Raw genomic sequence first — 21411 nt, 5'->3', positions numbered from 1 at the left:
TAGAATTGCAATGCCAACTACAATACAAAGTTGTATTTTTGAGCAATGAAAAAACGAACGACAGGCCAATTGATCGCACTTGCCCGCGAACAGCTCAATTTGAATCAGTCCGAACTGGCGAGGCGCCTCGGCGTCACGCCTCAGTCCGTGCAGGCCTGGGAGGCTGATAAGAACGTCCCAAGGCACGCCATGCTGAAGAAGATTGGGGATGAGTTGGGCGTTTCCGCTTCTTGGCTGATGGGCGAAAGTGGAGTGCCGGTGGGTCCTCTCGATCTCGGCTCCAATGTGGAGTTCACGCTTCAGCCGACGAGATCATTTTCATATCCAGAAATTAGCTGGGTGCAAGCTGGAGCTGCAACAGAAGCAATGGAAACTGCGAACATAACTGCCTGCGAAATGCACTCCTCTGATGTCTGGGCGGGTGAAGACGCATTTTGGTTAAGGGTGGTCGGCAACTCAATGACCGCACACTCAGGAAACTCTTTCCCGGAAGGCTTTCTCATTCTTGTAGCTCCCGAGACTGAGCCCAGGTCAGGCCAGTATGTGGTCGCCCGAATGACCGACACCAACGAGGCCACCTTCAAGCAATTCATACGAGACGCAGGCCGCTTTTACCTAAAGCCGCTGAACCCTGCATTTCCAACCACCCCAATGGACGGAGAATGGGAGGTAGTTGGCACGGTAGTCGATGGACGCATGCCGAAATCTGTCTTCATGTAGCCAGACGACCTATTGATTGAAGCCGCCTCACTGGCGGTTTTTTTGTGACTGAAAAATAAATACAATTTAATATTGTAGTTATTTGAAATTGATTGTAGATTTCACTCCATCGCAACCCGCATGGAGCTACCAACATGACCACCACCATCAACTTCGCAGGCTTTACCGGCTTCTTGGGTCGTGGCGCAGCTCCGCGCGAGCTGCAATGCTTGATGGCAGTGGCGTCCGGTCAGACCTCCAAAGAGGCCGCTCGCGACCTGGGTGTCTCGCCTGACACCGTCGACAAGCGCCTTCTGGCTCTGACGACCAAGTTGGGCGTGACACGTCGGGCTGCTCTCGTTGCAAAAGCCTTTGCCCTCGGCCTAATCCAGACCGCTTGTGTGATTGCGCCCAACCCTGGCCCGCAGCGCCAGGAGGACAGCGACCAGTACCAAGGTACGTTTATCGCCTAACCCAACCTGATTTTTGCGAAAGCCAAAAACGCGGCCGGGATCTGTTCGGCCCAAGGAAAGCGAAATGGATACCTACCAAGAGAGCTGGCCGCCCGTCGTTACCCGCGCAGAGGCCCTGGCAGAAGTAAAAAAGCACGGATCAAGCATCGAGGAGTTCGATGAAGACCTCGGTGTTCACGAGCAATACAAGTCGGCGAATGTCCTCGCCTGGCTGGGCTACTAACCCCCTCCACCATCATCAAAATTAACAGCAGGAGTTGGACATGGACCGTAAGAAATTCAACCTCTGGAGGCTTCTCCGGAACGTGATCATCGGAGCAGTTGTCGCTGCCATTATCAGTGTTGTGCTGATGGAAACCGCGCCGGACTTAGTTAGCCCATCGTGCGGCGAAAACGCGATGTTTGCGTTTCTGTTTGTCGCGCTTTCCGCTGGGATGTACGGAATTTTCGCGGTACTTGGCCTTGCAGATGCAGTGCAGGACAAACGAACAGCAGAGGAATCATCGGTAGTTGCAGACTCGATGCACATCGACGACCGAGTGAAGATGGCAGCCAATGCCAAGCGCTACGAGTGGCTTCGCGACCGCGACCGCGTAACCGACATCGATACCGATCTGTGCGTGGCTCGCGATGAAACCGTTTACTTCGGGCACGACCTGGACAAGAACGTTGACGACGCAATGCGCCAGGCCCGACTCGAGGAGTTGCACCCATGACGCTCGTCTACCACTACACCAGCGTTTCCCAGCACCTGCCCCTGATCCTCGATTCCGGCGAACTGCGCCCTTCCAATGCTGGTGGCCGGGAAGGCGAACCAGCACTGCTTTGGTTTTCCCGCAATCGCTCCTGGGAGGCAACGGCCGGCAAGGCCGTGATGCACCGCGTAAAGCTCAAGCTGCTGAGCATGCGCCAACAACACGAGAGCTTCGGTTGCGCTCGCTTCGGCCTTCCTGCTGACGATCTACGCCTCTTGGAATGGCGGGACGCCTGCCAGCACGCCGGAATTGGCCGCGATGAACGTCGAGTCATGGAGCGCAATGGCAAGAAGCGTGGCGGCACGTCCTCCGATTGGCTGTCCACAGCAACACCTATCCCGCTCTCGGAGCTGACCTGCGAAATATTCAACGGCAACACCTGGGAGGCACTCACATGCGCAAATTGATGCTCATCATCCTGGTGGTCGTGGTTGGCCAGGCCAATGCCGACCAGCAGTTGATCGACGTTCAGCACGACAGCGTGCGCGGCGTCACCTGCTGGATCATCGCCGGCACTGGGATTAGCTGCCTGCCGGACAGTTCGCTCCTACAGAAGCCCACCAGCAGCACCACCGACGAAAGCCAATCGGCACGGGCTTCTCTGGCCGCTTCCATGTGCCAAAACGAACAATTGACCGCCACCCCGCTCCCGCAGCAAAAGGGGTTCCAGCTATGACCCGCCGCAACGGAACCATGGGCCAGCGCCTGATCGAGCTGTTCAACGCTCTGCAGCGTCGGGAAACCACCTTCGGCCAGATCTACACGATGTCGGCCTCGTGCGGAATCGACGCGCGCCGGGTGCTGGCTGATCACTTTCAGCGCAGTCCGAGCGTTGATTGAACCTGATGCCAAGAGGCGAAGAGAGGTAGGTATGTTTCTGACAGCAGAGGAAGTTGCCGACCTGACCGGCTATAAAAAGCCGGGGGCACAGATAAAGTGGCTGACCGCCGAACGCTACGGGTTCGCGGTAGGTGGTGATGGGCACCCGAAGGTGCTGCGCCAAGTTGTCATTGGCCGGTTGGGTGGGGTTCAATCAAGAAAAGGGCCGGAGCTGCGGCTGACAAGGTGACGATCAATGCGTCCACGCAAGAAGGACCGGCACCTGCCGGCGTGCATGTACCAGAAGCACGGCGCTTACTACCTGGTCCGCAAGGGCAAGTGGAAGCGCCTTGGCACTGACTTCCAGGCGTCACTGGCGGAATACGCAAAGCTCCTGGACAAGGGCAGCCAGGGCGGTATGCCCAAGCTGATCGATGATGCGCTCGAACACATGCGCACTCGGACCAAGCCACCACTCAAGCCAAACACACTCAAGCAATACGAGGCGGCGTGCGAGCGGCTGAAAGAGAACTTCGCCGACTTCGAGCCCCGCGAAGTACTGCAGCGGCACGTCGTCGCGCTCAAGCTGCACATGGCTGACACGCCGAATATGTCGAACCGGGTTATATCGGTGCTGCGAGCGGTGTTCACCTACGCCCTGGAGCAGCAGATCGTCGATTCGAATCCGTGCATCGGCGTACGGCGGCACCTGGAGCACAAGCGCGACAGGTACATCACCCACGGCGAGTTTCAGGCGATCTGCGCCAACTCAAGCAACAACATGCGCGTGATCTATGAGATGTGCTACCTGACGGGCCAGCGCATCGGCGATGTCTTGGCCATACGCCTGGCCGACATAAGCGCCGACGGTATCGCCTTCAAGCAGGAAAAGACCAACGCCAGACTGCTGGTGCAGATGATGCCCGACCTGGAAGAGCTGATCGCCCGGGTGAAAGCGCTGCCCAGGAAGATCCGCGGGCTCACCCTGTTCTGCTCCCCGCGCGGCGGGAAGCCGGTGCACTACAGCTCGGTCAAAGACGCATTCGCCATGAGTTGCCAGAAGGCCGGCGTCGAGGACGCGAGCCTGCACGATCTGCGCGCCAAGTCGCTTTCTGATACCGATGATCAGGGCAACGACGCACAGAAGCTTGGTGGCCACACCGACGCCAAGATGACGCAACGGTACTTGCGTCTAAGAAAAGTGAACGTCGGACTTCCTCCCAAAATGCCTAACCCTACAAAACTTTAATTTTTACCAAATCAAATATCAGGCTCTCTGAATGCTTCTTCGAACCTGTAAATCGAACGACCGCAATCGGCCAATAGCGGAAGGTAGCCACATGCAAAAGTCGACCCATTGCGGCCGTTCTAGACGGCTACGAAAGTAGGGGCGATTAATACCGGGGAGTAAGCACCGACAGAAGGCGCCCTCCCATAGTTGCAACCGCGTCGTTTGATAAGCCCACTCACAATTGTTAACCGTTTATTTGACGTTTTTTTCTCATTCACGGCTCTACATTCGCCGCGCTTCAACATGCAAATGATTCCTATTGGCCGAGTATCAATCGACAACCCACGGGCTTCCTGTGTATCCATAAAAAACGGAGCATTCAACGTATGGCTTCCCGTCTACCGTCTTTCCTCACTAAAGCCCTTATCGCCACCGCATTGGTCGGCGCCGGGCAGGTGTATGCCGCCGAAACGACCGGCATCGTGGTGTACAACGCCCAGCACGAAAGTCTGACCAAGGCCTGGGTTGAAGGCTTCACCCAGGAAACCGGGATTCCGGTCACCATCCGTAACGGCGACGACACCGAGATGGGCAACCAGATCGTGCAGGAAGGCGCCGCCTCCCCGGCCGATGTGTTCCTCACCGAAAACTCCCCGGCCATGGTGCTGGTAGACAATGCCGGGCTGTTCGCGCCGGTCGCGCCGGCCACCCTGCAACAAGTTGATGCCGCGTACCGCCCGGCCCATGGCAAGTGGCTGGGCATTGCCGCGCGCTCCACGGTGTTTGTGTACAACCCCAGCAAGCTCAAAGAAGCCGACTTGCCCAAATCCCTGATGGACCTGGCCTCGGCCAACTGGAACGGCCGCTGGGCTGCTTCGCCGGCCGGTGCTGACTTCCAGGCCATCGTCGCCGCCGTGCTGGAGCTCAAGGGCGAAGCCGCCACCCTCGACTGGCTCAACGCGATGAAAGCCAATGCGACCATCTACCGTGGCAACAGCGCCGTGCTAAAGGCCGTCAACGCTGGCCAGGTCGACAGCGGCGTGATCTACCACTACTACAGCTTCGTCGACCAGTCCAAGACCGGCGAAAACAGCAAGAACACCCAACTGCACTACTTCAAGCACCAGGACCCTGGCGCGTTTGTGAGCATCTCCGGCGCCGGGGTACTGGCTTCCAGCAAACATAAAGAAGAAGCCCAGGCGTTCTTGAAATGGATCACCGACAAAGACGGCCAGGCAATCCTCAGGGACGGCAATTCGTTCGAATACGCCGTGGGCCAGGGCGCGCAATCCAACCCCAAGCTGACACCGCTGGCACAGCTGGACGCGCCGAAAGTCGACGCCTCCAAGCTCAACAGCAAAAAAGCGGTGGAGTTGATGACCCAGGCCGGGCTGCTCTGATTGTTGCCTGAGGCTGCGGCCCAGGCGCTGACGGCGCCCGCGCAACGCCGCGTTCACGGCCTGTTCAAAGGCCGTGGGGGCAGGTGGGTCACGAGTTTGTCGGTGCTAGTGTCGCTGCTGGCACTGCTGCCGATTGCGTTTGTGATCGGCGTGTCCTGGCAAATCGGCTGGGCGCAGATCGAAGCGCTGGTGTGGCGCCCGCGTGTGGGTGAACTGTTGGTCAACACCGTGCTGCTGGTGGTGATCACCCTGCCCCTGTGCATGCTGCTGGGTATTGCGCTGGCGTGGCTGACCGAGCGCACCGACCTGCCGGGTCGGCGGCTGTGGTCGCTGCTGGCAGTCGCGCCGCTGGCGGTGCCGGCGTTTGTGCACAGTTACGCGTGGGTGAGCCTGGTGCCTTCGATACACGGCTTGCCGGCCGGCGTGCTGGTGTCTGTGATTGCCTATTTCCCGTTTTTGTACTTGCCGGTGGCGGCGACCCTGCGCCGGCTCGACCCTGCGATTGAAGATGTAGCCGAGTCCCTGGGCCTCAAGCCGTGGGCGGTGTTCTGGCGCGCGGTGTTGCCGCAGTTGCGCCTGGCGATCTGTGGCGGTGCGCTGCTTGTGGGCCTGCATCTCCTGGCCGAGTACGGCCTGTATGCGATGATCCGCTTTGACACCTTCACCACCGCGATCTTCGATCAGTTCAAATCCACCTTCAATGGCCCGGCGGCCAATATGCTCGCGGCGTTACTGGCCCTGTGTTGCCTGGCGATGCTCACCGCCGAGTCCGCCGCACGCGGCCACGCCCGCTATGCGCGGGTCGGCTCCGGAAGCGCCCGCGAGCAGCGCATCGTGCGCCTGAGCCCGCGCACCACCCTGCTCGCCCTGGGCCTGCAAAGCCTCACCTGCGCGCTGGCCCTGGGCGTTCCGCTGGTGACCCTGGGCCAATGGTTGATCGCCGGCGGCCGCGAGGTCTGGCGCTTCAACGAATTGCTGCCGGCGCTGGAGCAAACCGTATTGCTGGGAGTGGCCGGCGCGGTGCTGACCACCTGCGCGGCAGTGCCGATTGCGTGGCTGTCTATCCGTGCGCCGGGGCGCTTGCAGCGCATTCTAGAGGGCTGCAACTACATCACCAGTTCGTTGCCGGGCATCGTGGTGGCGCTGGCCTTGGTCACGGTGACCATCCACTTCGCCCGGCCGATCTACCAAACCACTATTACCGTGCTGCTCGCCTACCTGTTGATGTTCCTGCCACGGGCCCTGGTGAGCCTGCGCGCAGGCATCGCCCAGGCGCCGGTGGAGCTGGAAAACATGGCCCGCAGCCTCGGCCGCTCGCCCAGCCGCGCCCTGTGGCTGATCACCCTGCGCCTGGCCGCACCCGCCGCGGCTGCCGGAGCGGCGCTGGTGTTTCTGGCTATCGCCAACGAGCTGACTGCCACCTTGCTGCTCGCACCCAATGGCACGCGCACCCTGGCCACCGGCTTCTGGGCGATGACCAGCGAGATCGACTACGCCGCCGCCGCGCCTTACGCGCTAATCATGATCCTGCTGTCACTGCCGTTGACCGGCCTCCTCTACCACCAATCCAAACGCACGGCAGGCCGATGAACGCCCTTGAACTCCACGCCCTCTGCAAATCCTTCGGCAGCCAGCGCGCCTTGGCCGACGTCAGCCTGTCGGTGCCCACCGGCGGGCGCACGGTGATCGTCGGGCCCTCCGGCTCCGGCAAGACCACCTTGTTGCGCATGATCGCCGGGTTTGAATTCCCCGACAGCGGCAGCCTCACACTCAACGGCCAGGTCCTAGTGGACGCCACCCATGCTGTGCCGGCCCATCAGCGCCAGATCGGCTATGTGCCGCAGGATGGCGCACTGTTCCCGCACATGACGGTGGCCGACAACATCGGCTTTGGCCTGGCGACCAAGGGCGAGGCGCACCACAGCCGTATCGCCGAGCTGATGGACAGCGTGGCCCTCGACGCCAATATGGCGCGGCGCTGGCCCCATGAACTGTCCGGCGGCCAACAGCAACGGGTGGCGCTGGCCCGCGCCCTGGCGCAACAGCCACGCCTGATGCTGCTGGACGAGCCGTTTTCGGCGCTGGACACCGGCTTGCGCTCGGCCATGCGCAAGATGGTCGCGCGACTGCTCAGCGATGCCGGCATCACCACCATTCTGGTGACCCATGATCAGGCGGAAGCACTGTCATTTGCCGACCAATTGGCGGTGATGCGCCAGGGCCGCCTGGTGCAGTCGGGCCACCCGATGGAGATGTACCAGTACCCGGCTGATGAGCAGACCGCGCTGTTTCTCGGGGATGCGGTGGTGCTGCCCGCGCGTATACAGGCCGGCTGGGCCGACTGCGACCTGGGGCGGATCCAGACCAACAGTCCGCTGAGCCACGACAAGGCGCGGATCATGCTGCGCCCCGAGCAAGTGCACCTCAGTGCCACCGGTTGCCCTGGCGTGGTGACGGAGCGCGAGTTCGGCGGCAACACCTGCACACTGACCGTGGCGTTGCACGCTGACCCGAGCCATACGATCCTGGTGCGGAGCGCCGGCCTGCTGGCGCCACCGGCCGGCAGCGCGGTGCACCTGTCGACCACGGGCACCGCCCACGTGCTGTTTGGATAAAAAAACCGGCCCTCAGTCTCAGCTAAGTCTCGTGACGTACCTTCTCCCTTGCGCCAACCACCGCGCGGTCAAGGAGAGGTAATCCCGATGAATGCCACAGCAGCCCGTTGGCTGAACAAAGTACCCGAGGTGACGCTATCATTCTGGGTGATCAAGATACTGTCCACCACCGTGGGGGAAACCGGCGCGGATTACCTCGCCGTGGATGCCGGCTTCGGCGCCGGCCCCACCAGCCTCGGCATGGCCGCGCTGCTGGGGCTCGCGCTGTTCGGCCAACTGCGCACCAAGGCCTACACGCCGTGGATCTACTGGCTGACCGTGGTGTTGGTGAGCATCGTCGGCACACAGATCACCGATATCCTCACCGATAAACTCGACGTCAGCCTGTATGTCAGCACGGCAATTTTCTCGGTGCTGCTCGCGCTCAACTTTATGCTCTGGTACCGCACCGAGCGCAGCCTGTCGATCCGCGACATTGTCACCCCACGGCGCGAATGGTTCTACTGGACCACGGTGCTCTGCACCTTCGCCCTGGGCACTGCCGCCGGCGACCTGGCAACCGAGGCGCTGGGCCTGGGTTTCACCCTCGGCGCGGTGATTTTTGCCGGCCTGATCGGCGTTGCCCTGCTGGCCTGGCGCCTGGGCGTCAACAGCGTGCTGACCTTCTGGGTCGCCTACATCCTCACCCGCCCCTTCGGTGCTTCGCTGGGCGACCTGCTCACCCAGGCCAAGACTTATGGCGGCCTGGGCATGGGAGCCAGTTGGACCAGCGCGCTGTTCCTGTTCGTCATCGTTCTGCTGGTGGCCGTGGCGCAATTCAGCGTCGGTAACCGCAAACCCCTTACTAATTGAACCCAAGGACATCACCATGCTTAACCTCAGAAACATGATCCGCCACGTCGCGATTATTTCCGCCATCGGCCTGCTAAGCATCGCCACTGGCTGCTCGAAACCTGCCGATAAACCCAAGGTTGCACCCAGTGCCGGCTCAAGCAGCAGCCAGCGCCAGGCCTCGAAACTAGGGGACCTGTCGGAGTTCCGCAACATTGCCGTGGACGTGTCGGCCCTGGTCTCCAAGCACGACCTGGCCGGCGCCAAAGCCCGCATCAAGGACCTGGAAAGCAGCTGGGACAGCGCCGAAGCCGGGATCAAGCCGCGTGCCGCCAGCGACTGGCACGTGCTGGATAAAGCCATCGACCGCGCGCTCTCGGCATTGCGTGACACCAGCCCGAACCAGGCCGACTGCCAGGCCGCGATGGACGACCTGCTCAAGGCCTTCGATTCGATGAAAGGCTGACAACATGCTTCACTACACACGCGGCGACTTCCTCGCCGCGTTTGCGTTGGCGCTGGAGAGCAAGATGCGGATTCTACTGGTCGAAGACGACCCCATGATTGGCGACGCCATCCAGCGCGCGCTCAGCGATGCGAGCTATGCCGCCGACTGGGTCAAAAACGGCCTTACGGGCCTGGCCGCCCTCGACACCCACCTCTACGACCTGGTGCTGCTGGACCTAGGCCTGCCCGGCAAGGACGGCCTCGAGGTGCTGGAATGCATCCGCGCGCGCAACAACCCCGTGCCCCTGCTGATCATCACCGCCCGCGACAGCCTCGATGACCGCCTGCGCGGCCTGGACGGCGGCGCCGACGATTACCTGCTCAAACCCTTCGACATCGCCGAACTGCTGGCACGCATTCGCGCCGTGCTGCGCCGCAAGGGTGGAGCCGCCCAGTCGGTGCTGGGCAATGGCGTGGTGACCCTGGACCTGCTGAGCAAACACGCGAGCACCGACGAACAGCGCGAGGTGGCGTTGTCCAGCCGCGAATTTGCCCTGCTGCAAGCGTTGCTGATCCGCCCGGGGGCGATCCTTTCGCGCAGTGAGTTGGAAGACCGTCTGTATGGCTGGGGCAATGAAGTGGAGAGCAACGCCATCGAGTTTCTGATTCACGCCTTGCGGCGCAAGTTGGGCACCCACGTGATCAAGAATGTCAGGGGCATGGGATGGATGGTTTCAAAAAGCGTTTGAGTGAGTCGGTGCAACTGCGGCTGTCGGTGACCCTGTGCCTGGCGATCCTGCTGGTGGCGTTGGCGGCCAGCGTGTTTGCGTTTGTCTCTGCGTTTGAAGAAACTCACGAACAACAGGACGCCACCTTGCGCCAGGTGGCGATGCTGTTCGACCGCCAGCAGATGACTCTGCAATACCCAAAAGGCCCGGCGCTGGCCGGTGACGACGAAGAAACCCGGGTGATCATCCAGCGCCTGAACGACAGCCCGCACGCCACGGGAACCACCGATGAAGCCCTGCCCCTGCCCTTTCCCGTCAGCCGGGCGGATGGCTTGTCCACGGTTCAGGTGGCCGGTGAAGCCTTTCGCGTGCTGGTGCACACCACCGCCGGTGGCGAGCGCATCGCCGTGGCCCAGGAGTCCGACGCCCGCGACAAAGACGCCCGTGGAGCCGCCTGGCGCAGTTTGTTGCCGTTCCTGATTCTGTTCCCCGTGCTGTTGCTGGTAGTCGGCGACCTGGTGCGCAAGCTGTTTCGCCCGATTGGGGTGCTGGCGGCCGAGATCGACCAACGCGCCGAGCAAGAATTGCACCCCATCGAGGAGCAGCACCTGCCCACCGAAGTGCGCCCGTTTGTGGTGGCGATCAATCGCCTGCTGGCGCGCGTTGCGCAGTCCATGGACAGTCAGCGGCGGTTTGTCGCCGATGCCGCCCACGAGCTGCGCTCGCCCATGACGGCCTTGGCGTTGCAGGCCGACCGGCTGGCCGCCACCGAGATGTCGCCCATGAGCCGCGAGCGTTTTGTGCCGCTGTCCCGGGGCATTGCGCGTGGGCGCCAGCTGATTGACCAACTGCTGAGTCTGGCGGCAGCACAGTCAACCTCGGAGCGGGTGCGCACCCGCCTGTCGGTGCATGCCGTGTATCGTCAGGTCCTTGAAGACCTGCTGCCGCTGGCCGAACTCAAGCAACTCGATATCGGCACGGACGGCGCCCAGGACGTGCACGTGACCTTCAACGCGATGGACCTGTTCACCTTGGTGAAAAACCTGGTGGACAATGCCATTCGATATACCCCGGAGGGCGGGCGCATAGACCTCTCGGTGACCCAGACCCCAGGCGCCGTACTGCTGCACATCAAGGACTCCGGCCCCGGCATTGCCACAGAGGAACAGGCGCGGGTGTTCGACCCCTTCTACCGCAGCCTGGGCACCGACGAGGCCGGCTCCGGGCTGGGCCTGTCGATCGTCAAGGCGATTGCAGAGCGCAGCGGCGCACGGGTGCAGTTGTCATTCAGCAATACCCAAGCGCAGCGTGGCCTGTGCGTGACGGTTTGGCTGCAAGCGCTGTAAGCACCTGCGCCGAACAAAAACAATCACCACCTTATTTGACTTTTTTTGCCAACATCCGCCCTAGATTGGCCTTATCAGCCCTATAGACGCCTGACAGTGAAACCCTTTGACGCCACGGACGACGCGTTCCTCAACCAAGCCCCCTGCACTGGCATGCCAGTGTAGGAGGGCTTGGTTACGGCTACCTTAAAAAGGCTCCCACACCTGGTTCAAGTGTATGGGCCTTTTGAACATAAGCGGCGTTATTGGAAGATGGGGTGACGTTAAGGGCGCTTTGGTGTGTTTCTCCGACTTCCGCCCACAAGCACATTTCAAAATTGCCAGGGTTTGCCGGCGCGCTTGGGAATCAAAAGAGGTACCTCTCGATAATCAGCGCGATGAATACGATCCATGCCATCGCCAACATACTAGTAACAGCAATCCATTGCTCGCCCATGACTTCGATTCCGTTATGCGCATCTGTTTAGTGGATAATAGCCAGGTCCCTAATTAGGTGTCTGTAGGAAATTGACCATGGGGCCTAGGATAATCTGTTGCGTCTCGATTTATGCAGTAGGACATGATCGCCTGAATAATGGGTGATCACTTCCAAAATTCGTAATTCCCCAATCGGCTTCAGATCCTGGCGATTTCAGTTCTCACCATCATGTAGCCGATTCCCAAACGATGTTCTGTCCGTACGATCAACTTCACCGACCGCCAGGATCAAAGACAACCGATCAAAAACTTTTAAAAGTAGCTCAGAAAACCTCAGCGCTCTTCGTCTGCACAGACTACCCTGACAGAGCACTCTTGAATTCTGACAAGGAACGTCCAATGAAAAAGCAAAAATCTGTGGCTAACACCGACGCACTCATAATCAACATAAACGACGGTTTCGAGCTATGTTTTTGGGCCGTGAAGTTCGGGGTAACTAAAGATGAGATCAGGGCTGCTGTCCGCCAGACGGGGAATTCACTTACGGCAGTAACGCGCCATTTCGCTCTCTCCCAGCACGCCTGACCATCCAAGACTAAGATCGATAGACGTGAATGCGCCTCTAAACAGACTTTAGTTGCGCATCAGCAATGCCACTCACTAGCACGGTGAGGATTCTGCGTTACCAAGAAGACAGACGGCACCGCAGCAAACTCAGCGTTATCAGCTAAGTATGACCTGTAACGCTCAGTAACAGCGGTAAGCTGTGGCGTCCGTGATGTTCTGGGTATCGAGAGAAAACGTGCTCGCTACGTTGGCCAAAGGAAATGTTCTTTCGCACCAACATAGGGCGCCAGTCCTATGGGACTATTTTCAGATGCCAAAAACCACAAACCTCATAATTTCTCTAGTAGAACCAGTGGCTCGTTTTTTTTTAAATTTGGCGGTAAAAAGAGACTCGAACCCGCATCACTTCAGACGCACACCGAATCCCGTTCAGCACCCACGCGATGACTGCTTTTGGGCGTTAGCTGACATTGGCGAGCCGCGCTTTTTCCGTCAATTCCCTCTGACGATATACTGCATGCAGAGAGTCGAGCGCTGAGGTGCTCCAATATGAATAGAAGGGAATGCCACCCCTTAGAAGCCCTCCAATTGCTCTCTAAATGCTCAGCTCTGACCATTCTCCAACACCGAACCCGTCTCCCAAATCAAGCAAAATTCCCTGTAGTATTAGACGGATTTGATTTGTCTATTAGACAGGAAGAGCTGAAACCCGCGTATGACTGACCTCTCCAGCCACACCCCGATGATGCAGCAGTACTGGCGCCTGAAAAACCAGCACCCTGATCAGTTGATGTTCTATCGCATGGGCGACTTCTACGAGATCTTCTACGAAGACGCGAAGAAGGCCGCCAAGTTGCTGGACATCACCTTGACCGCGCGCGGGCAGTCGGCGGGGCAGTCGATTCCGATGTGTGGGATTCCTTACCATTCGTTGGAAGGCTACTTGGTCAAGCTGGTGAAGCTGGGCGAGTCGGTGGTGATCTGTGAGCAGATCGGCGACCCGGCGACCAGCAAGGGGCCGGTGGAACGTCAGGTGGTGCGCATTATTACGCCGGGCACGGTGAGTGATGAGGCGTTGCTGGATGAGCGTCGTGACAACTTGATCGCGGCGGTGTTGGGCGATGAGCGTTTGTTCGGCCTGTCGGTGCTGGACATCACCAGTGGCAATTTCAGCGTGCTGGAGATCAAGGGCTGGGAGAACTTGCTGGCGGAGCTGGAGCGCATCAACCCGGTGGAGTTGTTGATTCCGGATGATTGGCCTAAGGACTTGCCAGCGGAGAAGCGTCGTGGGACCAAGCGTCGTGCGCCGTGGGACTTTGAGCGTGATTCGGCACTGAAGAGTCTGTGCCAGCAATTCTCGGTGCAAGACCTTAAAGGTTTCGGTTGCGAAAACCTGACCCTGGCCATCGGCGCCGCCGGTTGTTTGCTCGGCTATGCCAAAGAAACCCAGCGCACCGCCCTGCCGCATTTGCGCAGCCTGCGCCATGAGCGCCTGGACGATACCGTGGTGCTCGATGGCGCCAGCCGTCGCAACCTGGAGTTGGACACCAACCTGGCCGGTGGCCGCGATAACACGCTGCAATCGGTGGTCGACCGTTGCCAGACCGCCATGGGCAGCCGCTTGCTGACCCGTTGGTTGAACCGCCCACTGCGCGACCTGACGGTGCTGCAAGCGCGCCAGACGTCTATTACCTGCCTGCTGGATGGCTATCGCTTTGAAATGCTGCAGCCGCAGCTGAAAGAAATCGGTGATATCGAGCGCATCCTGGCGCGGATCGGTCTGCGTAATGCGCGGCCGCGTGACTTGGCACGCCTGCGCGATGCCTTGAGCGCGCTGCCGCAACTGCAAGTGGCGATGACTGAACTGGACACACCGCACCTGCAACAACTCGCCGTGACGGCCGGCACTTACCCGGACCTCGCGGCGCTGTTGGAAAAAGCCATTATCGACAACCCGCCGGCGATCATCCGTGACGGCGGCGTGCTGAAAACCGGTTACGACACAGAACTGGATGAGCTGCAATCGCTGAGCGAGAACGCCGGGCAGTTCCTGATTGACCTGGAGGCCCGCGAAAAAGCCCGCACGGGCTTGGCCAACCTGAAGGTCGGTTACAACCGCGTGCACGGCTACTTTATTGAGTTGCCGAGCAAGCAGGCCGAGTCGGCGCCGATCGACTATCAGCGGCGTCAAACCCTTAAAGGTGCCGAGCGCTTTATCACGCCTGAGCTCAAAGAGTTTGAAGACAAGGCACTGTCGGCCAAGAGCCGCGCTCTGGCGCGGGAAAAGATGCTGTATGAAGCCTTGCTCGAAGACTTGATCAGCCGTTTGGCGCCACTGCAAGACACCGCCGCCGCCCTGGCGGAACTGGATGTGTTGAGCAACCTCGCTGAGCGCGCGCTGAACCTCGACCTGAACTGCCCGCGCTTTGTCAGTGAGCCGTGCATGCGCATCGTGCAGGGGCGCCACCCGGTGGTGGAGCAGGTGTTGACTACGCCATTCGTTGCCAACGACCTGTCGCTGGATGACGATACCCGCATGCTGGTGATCACCGGTCCCAACATGGGCGGTAAATCCACCTACATGCGCCAGACCGCGTTGATCGTGTTGCTGGCGCATATCGGCAGCTTTGTACCGGCGGCCAGTTGCGAGCTGTCGCTGGTGGACCGCATTTTCACCCGGATCGGTTCCAGCGATGACCTGGCTGGTGGCCGTTCGACCTTCATGGTGGAAATGAGCGAAACCGCCAACATCCTGCACAACGCCACCGAACGCAGCTTGGTGCTGATGGATGAAGTGGGGCGCGGCACCAGCACCTTTGATGGTCTGTCCCTGGCATGGGCGGCGGCCGAGCGCTTGGCGCATCTGCGCGCTTATACGCTGTTTGCCACGCACTATTTCGAGCTGACCGTACTGCCGGAAAACGAGCCGCTGGTGGCTAACGTGCATCTCAATGCCACCGAGCACAATGAGCGCATCGTGTTCCTGCACCACGTGCTGCCGGGGCCGGCGAGCCAGAGCTACGGCCTGGCCGTGGCGCAACTGGCCGGTGTGCCGAGCGAGGTGATCACCCGTGCCCGCGAGCACCTGAGCCGCCTGGAAGAAACCGCCTTGCCCCACGAGATGCCCGTGGCAAGCCCAGCTAAAGCCAGCAATAAACCGAGCGCGCCGCACCAGAGCGACATGTTCGCCAGTTTGCCGCATCCGGTGCTGGATGAGTTGGCTAAGCTTGACTTGGACGGCTTGACGCCGCGCAAAGCGCTAGAAATGTTATATGCACTGCAGACTCGGATATAACGCAGACGCTTGCAAGCTGGTAGACTCTCGCGCGGTTTGGGATGCTGCAGGCTTTTAGCCTGGTCTGCAGACTATCGCTCCCGAACCTCGCGAACCCCACCACAAGGGGTTTCGCTGCCGCCGCCTGAGGAGAGAATTAGAAATGACCTTCGTCGTTACCGACAACTGCATCAAGTGCAAGTACACCGACTGCGTCGAAGTGTGTCCGGTGGACTGCTTCTACGAAGGCCCGAACTTCCTGGTTATCCACCCGGATGAGTGCATCGACTGCGCCCTGTGTGAACCAGAGTGCCCGGCCGTCGCTATTTTCTCCGAGGACGAAGTCCCGGCAGAGATGCAGGAATTTATTCAGTTGAACGTTGATTTGGCGGAAATCTGGCCGAATATCACTGAGCGTAAAGATCCGATGCCTGATGCAGCGGAGTGGGATGGCAAGAAAGGTAAGATTGCAAACCTCGAGCGCTAAACGCGCCGCCGCCCAATAAAAAGGCCCCTTGCGGGCCTTTTTGCGTTTCTGCAGGGTGGGTTTCACTTTTCTACAGGCAAAAAAAAGGGGCGGTATGACCCGCCCACATTTTTTCCCTAGTCCCTGTATTCCTTTTCATCGTCCTGATGAATCGCATCCTGCGACGTTCCTTCAACCATCGTTCCTTGATGGCTGTGTCAATCCGTGGACACAGGGCTGATGTTAGAGACTTCCAAGGGAAGTTCAACGGGATCCAACCGCTGAGCTGACAGACTTCAGCACTCGAATTGAAATAAATAATTGTTTAATTTCAATAAGATAGAAAAGTCTTTCGCCGATTCAAGACGTACACGCGCGGTAAAAAAACCAAACACTTACCCAAAAGTAGGCGAATGCTTACACGCGCCATTGCGTAAATGCGTATTTGGAAACCGTTGACGAATCCTCAGGCATGAAAAAGCCCCGACACAGTCGAGGCTTGTTTTCCTTCAAACCGATCAGTCGTCGCTGACCGTAATCGTCGGCATTGCCGGCGCTGCTGCTTCTTGCAAGACGATCCGCGCGCCCACATGACGGGCCAACTCTTGGTAGATCATTGCAAGCTGCCCGTCGGGCTCGGCCGCCACAGTGGGCTTGCCGCCGTCAGCCTGCTCACGAATTTCCATCGCCAGCGGCAACGAGGCCAGCAGTTCGACGCCGTATTGGGTTGCCAGCTTCTCGCCGCCGCCCTCGCCAAACAGATGCTCGGCATGCCCGCAGTTGGAGCAGATGTGTACCGCCATGTTTTCCACAACGCCCAGCACCGGGATGTTGACCTTGCGGAACATCTCCACGCCTTTTCTGGCGTCGAGCAGCGCCAGGTCCTGGGGCGTGGTCACGATCACCGAGCCGGCCACCGGGACTTTCTGCGCCAGGGTCAGTTGGATATCGCCGGTGCCTGGCGGCATGTCGATCACCAAGTAATCCAGGTCGCCCCAGGCGGTCTGGGTGACCAGTTGCAGCAGCGCGCCGGAGACCATCGGCCCGCGCCAGACCATCGGCGTGTTGTCGTCGGTGAGAAAAGCCATGGACATGACCTCAACGCCCATCGACTCAATCGGTACGAACCACTTCTGGTCCTTGACCTTGGGTCGGGTGCCTTCGGCAATGCCGAACATCACGCCTTGGCTGGGGCCGTAGATGTCGGCGTCGAGAATACCCACGCGGGCACCTTCGCGGGCCAGCGCCAGCGCCAGGTTGGCGGCCGTGGTGGATTTACCCACGCCGCCCTTGCCGGACGCCACGGCGACCACATTCTTGACGTTGGCCAGGCCCGGGATCTGCGCCTGGGCCTTGTGCGCGGCGATCACGCACTGGATGTCGACCTTGGCCGAACGCACGCCGTCCAAGCCCTCGATGGCCATTTGCAGCATCTGCGCCCAACCGCTCTTGAACAGACCGGCGGCATAACCCAGTTCCAACTGGACTGAAACCTGGTCGCCCTGGACCTCGATGGCGCGTACACAGCCGGCGCTGACCGGGTCCTGGTTCAAATAGGGGTCGGTGTATTGGCGAAGAACGGCTTCCACCGCTGCGCGATTGACGGCGCTCATGGGCTACTCCCGAAAAAAGACTGACTGAAACAGGCGGCTATCCTAACCGTTCCAGGCGCCCAACGGCATGCTTTCCAGACTTAGGAATATTCAGAAACCGCGTCACGGGGTGAAATATATTTCCCGGCGCTTTATAGTGGCCGACCTCCGTTTCATCAAGTAGCCGAGCCCCATGTCAGAGCCACGCAAGATCCTCGTCACCAGCGCCCTGCCCTATGCCAATGGTTCTATCCATCTTGGCCATATGCTTGAGTACATCCAGACCGATATGTGGGTGCGCTTCCAGAAGCATCGCGGCAATCAATGCATTTATGTCTGCGCAGACGACGCCCACGGATCGGCCATCATGTTGCGCGCCGAAAAGGAAGGGATCACCCCGGAACAACTGATCGCCAATGTGCAGGCTGAACACAGCGCCGACTTTGCCGAGTTCCTGGTGGATTTCGACAACTTCCACTCGACCCACTCCGACGAAAACCGCGAGCTGTCGAGCCAGATCTACACGCGCCTGCGCGACGCCGGGCACATTGCCACGCGCTCGATCACGCAGTATTTCGACCCGGAAAAGAAAATGTTCCTGGCCGACCGCTTCATCAAGGGCACCTGCCCGAAATGCGGCACCGAAGACCAATACGGCGACAACTGCGAGAAGTGCGGTGCCACTTACGCACCGACCGACCTGAAAAACCCAAGGTCGGCCATCTCCGGCGCCATTCCGGTGCTCAAGGATTCCCAGCACTTCTTCTTCAAGCTCCCGGATTTCCAGCAGATGCTGCAAACCTGGACACGCAGCGGCACCCTGCAGGACGCCGTGGCCAACAAGATCGCCGAGTGGCTGGATGCCGGCCTGCAACAGTGGGACATCTCCCGCGATGCGCCGTACTTCGGTTTCGAGATCCCGGACGAGCCGGGCAAGTACTTCTATGTGTGGCTGGACGCGCCGATCGGCTACATGGCCAGCTTCAAGAACCTCTGCGACCGCACCCCGGAGCTGGATTTCGACGCGTTCTGGGCCAAGGACTCCACCGCCGAGCTGTACCACTTCATCGGCAAGGACATCGTCAACTTCCACGCGCTGTTCTGGCCGGCGATGCTCGAAGGTTCGGGTTACCGCAAGCCAACCGGCATTGCCGTGCACGGCTACCTGACGGTCAACGGCCAGAAGATGTCCAAGTCGCGTGGCACCTTTATCAAGGCGCGCACCTACCTCGACCATCTGTCGCCGGAATACCTGCGCTACTACTACGCGTCCAAGCTGGGCCGTGGCGTCGACGACCTCGACCTGAACCTGGAAGACTTCGTACAAAAGGTCAACTCGGACCTGGTGGGCAAAGTCGTCAACATCGCCAGCCGTTGCGCCGGGTTTATCCACAAGGGCAATGCCGGCCTGCTGGTGGCCGAAAACGCTGCGCCGGAACTGACCGAAGCGTTCCTGGCCGCCGCGCCAAGCATTGCCGACGCCTATGAAGCCCGCGACTTCGCCCGTGCCATGCGCGAGATCATGGGCCTGGCCGACCGTGCCAACGCCTGGATCGCCGACAAGGCACCATGGTCGCTGAACAAGCAGGAAGGCAAGCAGGCTGAAGTCCAGGCGATCTGCGCCACGGGCGTCAACCTGTTCCGCCAGTTGGTGATCTTCCTCAAGCCGGTGCTGCCATTGCTGGCTGCCGACGCCGAGGCGTTCCTCAACGTCGCGCCGCTGACTTGGAACGACCACACCACCTTGCTCAGCAACCACCCGTTGAATGAGTTCAAGCCGCTGATGACCCGTATCGACCCGGTCAAGGTGCAGGCGATGACCGATGCTTCGAAAGAAGACCTGGTCGCCAGCCAGACCGACACCGGCGAATCTGCACCTGCCGGCAACGGCGAACTGGCCAAAGACCCGCTCTCCCCGGAAATCGACTTCGACGCCTTTGCCGCCGTGGACCTGCGCGTCGCGCTGATCATCAAGGCCGAAGCCGTGGAGGGTGCCGACAAGCTGCTGCGCCTGACCCTGGACATCGGTGATGAGCAACGCAACGTGTTCTCCGGGATCAAGAGCGCTTACCCGGACCCGTCCAAGCTCGATGGTCGGCTGACCATGATGATCGCCAACCTCAAGCCACGGAAAATGAAGTTCGGCATTTCCGAAGGCATGGTGATGGCGGCTGGCCCTGGTGGTGAAGAAATCTACCTGCTGAGCCCGGACAGCGGCGCGAAGCCGGGGCAACGGATCAAGTAAAACTAGGTGGCGAGCGGGCTTGCCCCGTATTGGGCTGCGCAGCGGCCCTAAACCAGGCACCTTGTTCCTGCAGATAGAACAAGGTGCCTGGTTTAGGGCCGCTGCGCGCGCCAACGCGGGGCAAGCCCGCTCGCCACGACAGCCCCGCTCGCCACAGTAAGCGGGCTCGCCACAACAAGCCCATCTGCCACAACCAGCGGGCTCACCCCAACCGGCCCTGTTTGTTCAACCGGCATGCCAATGATCACCCCATGACGCTGATTCAACGTATCGACGCGCTGCTGCCGCAGACCCAATGCGGCAAGTGCGGGCACCCTGGCTGCAAGCCTTACGCCGAGGGCATCGCGCTTGGCGAGGCGATCAACAAGTGCCCGCCCGGTGGGCAGGAAACCATCGCGGGTCTTGCGCAATTACTGCGTGTGCCAGTGCTGGAACTGGACACCAGCCGAGGTGAAGCCCCAGCCCTGGTCGCCTATATCCGCGAGGCCGAGTGCATCGGCTGCACCAAATGCATCCAGGCCTGCCCGGTGGATGCGATTGTTGGCGCCGCCAAATTGATGCACACCGTCATCATGGATGAGTGCACCGGTTGCGACCTGTGCGTCGCGCCCTGCCCTGTCGATTGCATTGAGATGCGCCCAGCGGCCAGCGTGCTGCCGATTGTGGGCGACCTGGCGGCCAGTGATCACCAGCGCCACGAGCGTGGCCTCAAGCGCGATCGTGCGCGGCGGCGCTTTGAGCAACGCAATACGCGGCTGCAACGGGAAGAAGCACACAGGCTCGCCGAACGCCTTGCACGCGCCAAGCGCTCACTGCCTGTTGCGCCCGTGCACGCTGATACCGCTCAGGCGGCCAGGGATGCAGCCGTCAAGAAAGCCAAAATCACGGTCGCGATGAGTCGGGCCCAACTGCATAAGTCACTGAAGGCGTTTGGTCACCCGCCGACCTCTGAGCAACAGTCGCAGCTGATTGTTCTGCAGCAACAGTTCGAAGCAGCGGAGCAGGCGCTCAGTGCACTGGAGGTGGGCAATCCGCCGCCACCGCCAACCCTGAAAGACCCTGAACTCAAGCGTGCGAAAATCCAGCTAGCCATGCGCCGCGCCGCGTTAAAAAAGGCTCAGGACCAGAACGCTGACGAACAGCAACTGGCCACCTTGAATGCTGCACTGGCCACTGCCGAGCAAACCTTGCATGACGCAGAAGCTGCCAGCGAGCAGCCACGACCCGACTTGCAGCGTGTTGAAAAGCGCCCCATCGACGCCCGACTGCGCCAACTCAAAACCGCCCTGGCTTATGCACGGGCTGATGTGAGCAAGTTGCAACGCCAACCGGGCGCCAGCGTGGATGAGCTGAATGCCGCACAACACAAGCTGGATGAAGCGCAGCGCCAAGTGGACACCCACACCGGCGGTTGATCCACCACAGGCGCTGCCGGGCGTGGTGGCGATGGTTTATCCTGCCAAGCCTGCACTCACTTTTGAAACCACGTTGACCGTCTGCAAGGAA

The 21411-nt window shown here is 60.2% G+C and carries 22 protein-coding genes; 21 read left to right on the top strand and 1 reads right to left on the bottom strand.

The genetic code is table 11. The annotated features are described in order from the left end of the window. Positions 1-69 precede the first annotated feature (69 nt). From ACI77I_RS06740 to fdxA, 19 genes are all read left to right on the top strand, one after another. Complete coding sequence (locus ACI77I_RS06740) at positions 70-720, top strand: LexA family protein (protein ID WP_406997177.1); 651 nt, start codon at positions 70-72, stop codon at positions 718-720. A gap of 134 nt (positions 721-854) precedes the next feature. Then, positions 855-1172, top strand: a complete 318-nt coding sequence (locus ACI77I_RS06735) for a response regulator transcription factor (protein WP_406997176.1) — start codon at positions 855-857, stop codon at positions 1170-1172. Positions 1173-1236: 64 nt separating this feature from the next. Then, positions 1237-1395, top strand: a complete 159-nt coding sequence (locus tag ACI77I_RS06730) for a hypothetical protein (protein ID WP_406997175.1) — start codon at positions 1237-1239, stop codon at positions 1393-1395. A 40-nt stretch (positions 1396-1435) separates the two neighbouring features. Then, positions 1436-1888, top strand: a complete 453-nt coding sequence (locus tag ACI77I_RS06725; protein WP_406997174.1) for a hypothetical protein — start codon at positions 1436-1438, stop codon at positions 1886-1888. Beyond that, positions 1885-2334: a hypothetical protein gene (locus ACI77I_RS06720; protein ID WP_406997173.1), complete on the top strand. Its 450-nt coding sequence runs from the start codon at positions 1885-1887 to the stop codon at positions 2332-2334. The genes ACI77I_RS06725 and ACI77I_RS06720 overlap by 4 nt, the downstream gene beginning before the upstream one ends. After that, positions 2322-2603, top strand: coding sequence for a hypothetical protein (locus ACI77I_RS06715; protein ID WP_406997172.1), 282 nt, complete (start codon positions 2322-2324; stop codon positions 2601-2603). Before ACI77I_RS06720 ends, ACI77I_RS06715 begins: the two co-directional genes overlap by 13 nt. Next, positions 2600-2767, top strand: a complete 168-nt coding sequence (locus ACI77I_RS06710) for a hypothetical protein (protein ID WP_406997171.1) — start codon at positions 2600-2602, stop codon at positions 2765-2767. Before ACI77I_RS06715 ends, ACI77I_RS06710 begins: the two co-directional genes overlap by 4 nt. Positions 2768-2798: 31 nt before the next feature. Continuing rightward, the gene (locus ACI77I_RS06705) at positions 2799-2996 is read left to right on the top strand and encodes a DUF4224 domain-containing protein (protein ID WP_406997170.1); all 198 of its coding nucleotides are present in this window, start codon (positions 2799-2801) and stop codon (positions 2994-2996) included. 6 nt (positions 2997-3002) lie between these two features. Continuing rightward, positions 3003-3995, top strand: a complete 993-nt coding sequence (locus ACI77I_RS06700; RefSeq protein ID WP_406997169.1) for a tyrosine-type recombinase/integrase — start codon at positions 3003-3005, stop codon at positions 3993-3995. A gap of 368 nt (positions 3996-4363) precedes the next feature. Further along, positions 4364-5377: an iron ABC transporter substrate-binding protein gene (locus ACI77I_RS06695; RefSeq protein ID WP_406997168.1), complete on the top strand. Its 1014-nt coding sequence runs from the start codon at positions 4364-4366 to the stop codon at positions 5375-5377. Between the two features lie 27 nt (positions 5378-5404). Continuing rightward, positions 5405-6967 (top strand): ABC transporter permease, encoded by a 1563-nt coding sequence (locus ACI77I_RS06690; RefSeq protein WP_406997227.1) that lies wholly within the window; start codon positions 5405-5407, stop codon positions 6965-6967. Then, complete coding sequence (locus ACI77I_RS06685; protein ID WP_406997167.1) at positions 6964-7992, top strand: ABC transporter ATP-binding protein; 1029 nt, start codon at positions 6964-6966, stop codon at positions 7990-7992. Before ACI77I_RS06690 ends, ACI77I_RS06685 begins: the two co-directional genes overlap by 4 nt. A gap of 87 nt (positions 7993-8079) precedes the next feature. Beyond that, entirely contained in the window at positions 8080-8844 is a 765-nt protein-coding gene (locus tag ACI77I_RS06680; RefSeq protein ID WP_406997166.1) for a hypothetical protein, read from the top strand. 16 nt (positions 8845-8860) lie between these two features. Continuing rightward, complete coding sequence (locus ACI77I_RS06675; RefSeq protein ID WP_406997165.1) at positions 8861-9289, top strand: hypothetical protein; 429 nt, start codon at positions 8861-8863, stop codon at positions 9287-9289. Between the two features lie 64 nt (positions 9290-9353). Continuing rightward, positions 9354-10019, top strand: coding sequence for a response regulator (locus tag ACI77I_RS06670; RefSeq protein WP_406997226.1), 666 nt, complete (start codon positions 9354-9356; stop codon positions 10017-10019). Then, positions 9995-11344, top strand: a complete 1350-nt coding sequence (locus tag ACI77I_RS06665) for an ATP-binding protein (protein ID WP_406997164.1) — start codon at positions 9995-9997, stop codon at positions 11342-11344. Before ACI77I_RS06670 ends, ACI77I_RS06665 begins: the two co-directional genes overlap by 25 nt. 816 nt (positions 11345-12160) lie before the next feature. After that, the gene (locus tag ACI77I_RS06660; RefSeq protein WP_406997163.1) at positions 12161-12346 is read left to right on the top strand and encodes a DUF3606 domain-containing protein; all 186 of its coding nucleotides are present in this window, start codon (positions 12161-12163) and stop codon (positions 12344-12346) included. A 697-nt stretch (positions 12347-13043) separates the two neighbouring features. Beyond that, on the top strand, positions 13044-15623 hold the full coding sequence (gene mutS / locus ACI77I_RS06655; protein ID WP_406979852.1) for a DNA mismatch repair protein MutS: 2580 nt from the start codon (positions 13044-13046) through the stop codon (positions 15621-15623). Between the two features lie 142 nt (positions 15624-15765). Then, the gene (gene fdxA, locus ACI77I_RS06650) at positions 15766-16089 is read left to right on the top strand and encodes a ferredoxin FdxA (protein ID WP_094952854.1); all 324 of its coding nucleotides are present in this window, start codon (positions 15766-15768) and stop codon (positions 16087-16089) included. Between the two features lie 497 nt (positions 16090-16586). On the opposite strand, the gene apbC is transcribed toward fdxA, so the two are convergent. Beyond that, on the bottom strand, positions 16587-17681 hold the full coding sequence (gene apbC, locus ACI77I_RS06645) for an iron-sulfur cluster carrier protein ApbC (protein ID WP_094952853.1): 1095 nt from the start codon (positions 17679-17681) through the stop codon (positions 16587-16589). A gap of 172 nt (positions 17682-17853) precedes the next feature. On the opposite strand from apbC, the gene metG reads away from it, so the two are divergent. Beyond that, positions 17854-19905 carry a methionine--tRNA ligase gene (gene metG, locus ACI77I_RS06640; RefSeq protein WP_263274610.1) on the top strand — a complete coding sequence of 684 codons (2052 nt, stop codon included), beginning with the start codon at positions 17854-17856 and terminating at the stop codon, positions 19903-19905. A 251-nt stretch (positions 19906-20156) separates the two neighbouring features. After that, positions 20157-21320, top strand: a complete 1164-nt coding sequence (gene rsxB, locus ACI77I_RS06635) for an electron transport complex subunit RsxB (protein ID WP_406997162.1) — start codon at positions 20157-20159, stop codon at positions 21318-21320. Positions 21321-21411: the final 91 nt, after the last annotated feature.

Origin of the sequence: Pseudomonas sp. D47 (genome assembly GCF_045447305.1) — a bacterium.
Lineage (GTDB): Bacteria > Pseudomonadota > Gammaproteobacteria > Pseudomonadales > Pseudomonadaceae > Aquipseudomonas.
Note: the sequence above shows the minus strand (reverse complement) of the source record. Positions and strands in the feature narration are given on the sequence as shown.